Source organism: Hydrocoleum sp. CS-953, assembly GCF_002260545.1.
In the GTDB taxonomy this organism is placed as follows: domain Bacteria; phylum Cyanobacteriota; class Cyanobacteriia; order Cyanobacteriales; family Microcoleaceae; genus Trichodesmium.
This window is the reverse complement of the sequence record NZ_LGSU01000597.1, coordinates 1-3,781: the sequence shown is the minus strand read 5'-3', so window position 1 is coordinate 3,781 and position 3,781 is coordinate 1. Positions and strand designations below refer to the sequence as shown.

The window sequence follows — 3,781 nt, the reverse complement described above, 5'->3', positions numbered from 1 at the left end:
GGTGTATTAGATATCTGCCACTCATCCAATCATCAAATCAATTATTACCTATTTTTTATCAATTAATTCTACCTCCAACCTATTTTCTGGAGATACGTTTAGGGCTTCTATAGAACATTCTCAAGCATCTCAAACTTAGTCCGTGCTGCGAATTTCACTTCTATACATTACATTAACAATCTGACTGCTCCCCTATCTAACTTCGCGCCTTCTGACTTTTGAATTCTGACTTCAGGTATATCAGGGTATCTGGCCTTGTTAAGGAACATCATACCCTGATGAGAAGCTTAAAAATATGTGTAGGAATGTTGAGACATCTCAGTTAAGTGAGTCATACAAGTACCCATGAGAAAATAAACCACCATCATTGCTGCAGCAGATATACCAACTAAAATACCTGCTAGCATCAGAGAAAATTCTCGATGATAGAACGACTCTTGCATCAAATGCAGAGCCCAAGCGACTAAAGCAACATCAAGTATTAGAATCGTGACCAACATAAGTTACGTTTTGTAACAATGTCTTTTATTCTAACAACATTTCTTAAAAATATATCTAAGTATTCTTACTAAGAAAATCTAAAATTCAACTTATGGCAGGGAACAGGGAACAGGGAATAGGGAACAGAAGGAAAAACATTTCCCTGGGTAAAGTTCATCATCAGTCTATGTCCTAACCAACTCATTCCTTCTTAGTCCAGGTCAAATTAACTTTGTCTTACAGGCACTTGATGGCCAGCCAGATAATCTTTAATTTCTGCTACACTTAGTTGACCATAATGTAGTAAAGAAGCAAGCAATGCTGCTTCTGCTTTCCCCTCTGTTAAAGCCTCAAAAATATGCTGGCAGTTACCCGCACCCCCAGAAGCAATTACAGGAATCTGAACACTTTCTGCTATAGTCCTCGTAAGTTCTAAGTCATAACCAGCTTGGGTTCCATCAGCATCCATACTTGTGACAAGCAGCTCTCCGGCCCCTCTTTTTTCTACTTCTATTGCCCAGGCGATCGCGTCCTTGCCAGTATTTTCTCGGCCACCTCGCACATAGACATCCCATCCTAAGTTATCTGGATCTGAACGACGACGAGCATCAATAGCTACTACAATACATTGATTTCCGAAACGGTCACTGGCCTGATTAATAAAGTCAGGGTTACGGACTGCTGCTGAATTTATACTTACTTTATCTGCACCGGCTCTTAATAAATTTTTAATATTTTCTAAGGATTGAATACCGCCTCCCACTGTCAGAGGAATAAAAACCCGCTCTGCAGTGCGATAAACCACATCTATTATTGTATCTCGGTCTTCGTGAGTGGCCGTAATATCTAGAAATACCAACTCATCAGCACCAGCATCATTATAGACCTGGGCTAGTTCCACAGGGTCTCCAGCATCTTGAAGATTCACAAAGTTGACACCTTTGACGACTCGGCCTGCATTAACATCAAGACAAGGTAAAATTCTTTTGGCCAGCATATAAATAAATTACTTGAGATAGCAGAGTATATTATGGCCGATTTTACAGTAGAAATTAATGGGTAAAATTAAGTCTAGTTAGTCGTTCTAAGAGATTGTTATGGGGCAAAAATTAAGTAAATTTTAGATGTAGCGAATTTCATCCCTATCATGTAAATAGTTAAATAAGTGGAGAAAATCCCAGTACTACAGATAGATCCCTCAGTCGCACCAATATTTAGCTTTTGACTTTTGACTTTTGACTTTTGACTTAGTATGATAAAACTGTGCTGAAGCACTAATTTCAGATAAACTGTGGATTGATTAATACCACTCGAAGAACACTGTAAACAAAAATGGAAATTGGTCAACAAGTTAAAGTAAAAGGTATAAAACAAAAGATACCTAACAATATAATCAATCGATTGAAGCAAAATCCCATTGGTACAATTAAAGAATTCAAAATGGTAGACGGTAGTGGAATTGGCTACTGGGTCGAATTNATACCTAACAATATAATCAATCGATTGAAGCAAAATCCCATTGGTACAATTAAAGAATTCAAAATGGTAGACGGTAGTGGAATTGGCTACTGGGTCGAATTTGAAGAAAAAATGGGCACTTGGTTTTTTGAAGATGAAATAGAACCAGCTTCCTAACGAATACTAAAAGTAGAGCATTGGGTATGAGAGTAAATTATAAAAAAAGTCTGGCTTTGAGTATTGCTTGACTTTCAGTTTACTCCTACCCAATGCTCAATTTTTGATTAGGGAGTAGGGAGTAGGGAGTAGGGAGTAGGGAGTAGGGAGTAGGGAGTAGTAGTCGAAAGAATTGTCCCTTGATTTTTCTGCAATTATTCTGAGCAAAATTAGGACTTACACAAATACCATATATATAGCGCTCAAAACTATAACGTAATAGTTTTTGAACTCTATAGATAGTACCTTTGCGTAAGTCATAAAAATGTTAAGGAGAAGATTACCAAGAAGTTTCCACCAGTTCCACATTGCCAAAATTACTAATTCAGGAGTTGGTGGCAGAAGTTTTAACTCAAAGTGGTGAGGTTGGTAGAAGTCCTGCTTTACGAGGTTTTCGGAAAAGACTAAACGAAATGGTTAATCAAGATTAAGTAAAGTAGACTAAATTATTTAAAAATATAATTTTTTTTTGAAACTAATAAGAAATGACTATTACTTATACATTTTTGGGTAAAGGTGGCACAGGTAAAACAACTATTGCATTTGCCACTGCTAAACGATACGCTAGCCAAGGTAAAAAAGTTCTATTTGTGGGACAAGAGCCTGCTTCAATATTATCCTTGATATTAGGTGCTGATATTGGTCCTCAACCTACAGAAATAGAGTCGAATCTCAAAGCAGTCAATATTCAGGCAGCAAGTTTACTAGAAAGCGGTTGGGAAGAACTGAAAAAATTAGAAGCTGAATATATCCGTACACCCTTCTTTAAAAAGGTATATGGTCAAGAACTGGGAGTATTACCAGGAGTAGAAGGAATTTTGACTATTAATACTATGCGGGGATATAGTGCTAGTGGGGAATATGATGTAATTATTTACGATGGTACGGGAGATAAGGAGACTTTACGACTTTTGGGTTCGGCGGAAATTATGAGTTGGTATATTCGTCGCTTCCGTCAAGTTATTCTCGACTCAGACCTTTACAAAGCTATTTCTCCATTTGTTCAACCTATTAGTAGTGCTATTCTGAATGTTGATTGGACAGGGGATAATTTTTCTCAACCGACCGAGAAAATTAATGAACTTTTAGATAATGCCAAATCTACTATAGCTGACCCAAATAGGGTAGCAGCATATCTGGTTACTACAAATGATAAGGCAGCGATCGCCACGGCAAGATATTTATGGGGAAGTGCCCAACAAGTTAATGTTACTGTAGGGGGAGTAATTCTCAATCAAGCAGACTTGATAGATAATATTAGTGCTGAATTTTCACCATTATCTGTAACTTCTATTCCTCGTCGTTCTACTGAAGATTGGCAACCTATAATGGATGCTCTGCCAGATTTTAGTCAAGCAGTGAAGGCTCCTAAACCTATTATCATAGATATTGAAAAAAGTCAAGTAAGTTTATTTTTGCCTAGTTTTGATAAAAAACAAATTGGACTTACTCAATATGGACCAGAGGTGACAATTGAAGCGGGAGACCAGAGAAGAAATATTTTCCTTCCTCCACCTCTGAGTGGAAAACCTGTTACTGGGGCAAAGTTCCAAAATGATTATTTGATTATTTCTTTTTAATTAGGGAGTAGGGACTGTAGGAGGTGTGGGGAGTGTGGGGAGTGTGG

At 37.6% G+C, this 3,781-nt stretch carries 5 protein-coding genes and 1 pseudogene; 4 read left to right on the top strand and 2 right to left on the bottom strand.

The features are described from left to right. Positions 1-287: 287 nt before the first annotated feature. Together AFK68_RS06575 and hisF are read right to left on the bottom strand one after the other, a co-directional pair. On the bottom strand, positions 288-500 hold the full coding sequence (locus AFK68_RS06575) for a hypothetical protein (RefSeq protein WP_094672076.1): 213 nt from the start codon (positions 498-500) through the stop codon (positions 288-290). 206 nt (positions 501-706) lie between these two features. Continuing rightward, positions 707-1,477, bottom strand: a complete 771-nt coding sequence (gene hisF, locus AFK68_RS06570) for an imidazole glycerol phosphate synthase subunit HisF (RefSeq protein WP_094672075.1) — start codon at positions 1,475-1,477, stop codon at positions 707-709. Positions 1,478-1,812: 335 nt separating this feature from the next. On the opposite strand from hisF, the pseudogene AFK68_RS41155 reads away from it, so the two are divergent. The 4 genes and pseudogenes from AFK68_RS41155 to AFK68_RS06560 form a co-directional block, all read left to right on the top strand. Beyond that, a pseudogene (locus AFK68_RS41155) lies at positions 1,813-1,958 on the top strand (cytochrome b6f subunit family protein); the annotation flags it as partial. A 64-nt stretch (positions 1,959-2,022) separates the two neighbouring features. Further along, positions 2,023-2,115 carry a cytochrome b6f subunit family protein gene (locus AFK68_RS44430; protein ID WP_371357266.1) on the top strand — a complete coding sequence of 31 codons (93 nt, stop codon included), beginning with the start codon at positions 2,023-2,025 and terminating at the stop codon, positions 2,113-2,115. A gap of 347 nt (positions 2,116-2,462) precedes the next feature. Further along, the gene (locus tag AFK68_RS43330) at positions 2,463-2,585 is read left to right on the top strand and encodes a hypothetical protein (RefSeq protein WP_256386503.1); all 123 of its coding nucleotides are present in this window, start codon (positions 2,463-2,465) and stop codon (positions 2,583-2,585) included. A 54-nt stretch (positions 2,586-2,639) separates the two neighbouring features. Next, positions 2,640-3,734 (top strand): ArsA family ATPase, encoded by a 1,095-nt coding sequence (locus AFK68_RS06560; protein ID WP_094672074.1) that lies wholly within the window; start codon positions 2,640-2,642, stop codon positions 3,732-3,734. Positions 3,735-3,781: the final 47 nt, after the last annotated feature.

What these genes read in the sequence shown, in the direction of transcription:
- hisF (WP_094672075.1), bottom strand. Translation starts at nt 1,477, where the DNA reads ATGCTGGCCAAAAGAATTTTACCTTGTCTTGATGTTAATGCAGGCCGA.
- AFK68_RS06575 (WP_094672076.1), bottom strand. Translation starts at nt 500, where the DNA reads ATGTTGGTCACGATTCTAATACTTGATGTTGCTTTAGTCGCTTGGGCT.
- AFK68_RS44430 (WP_371357266.1), top strand. Translation starts at nt 2,023, where the DNA reads ATGGTAGACGGTAGTGGAATTGGCTACTGGGTCGAATTTGAAGAAAAA.
- AFK68_RS06560 (WP_094672074.1), top strand. Translation starts at nt 2,640, where the DNA reads ATGACTATTACTTATACATTTTTGGGTAAAGGTGGCACAGGTAAAACA.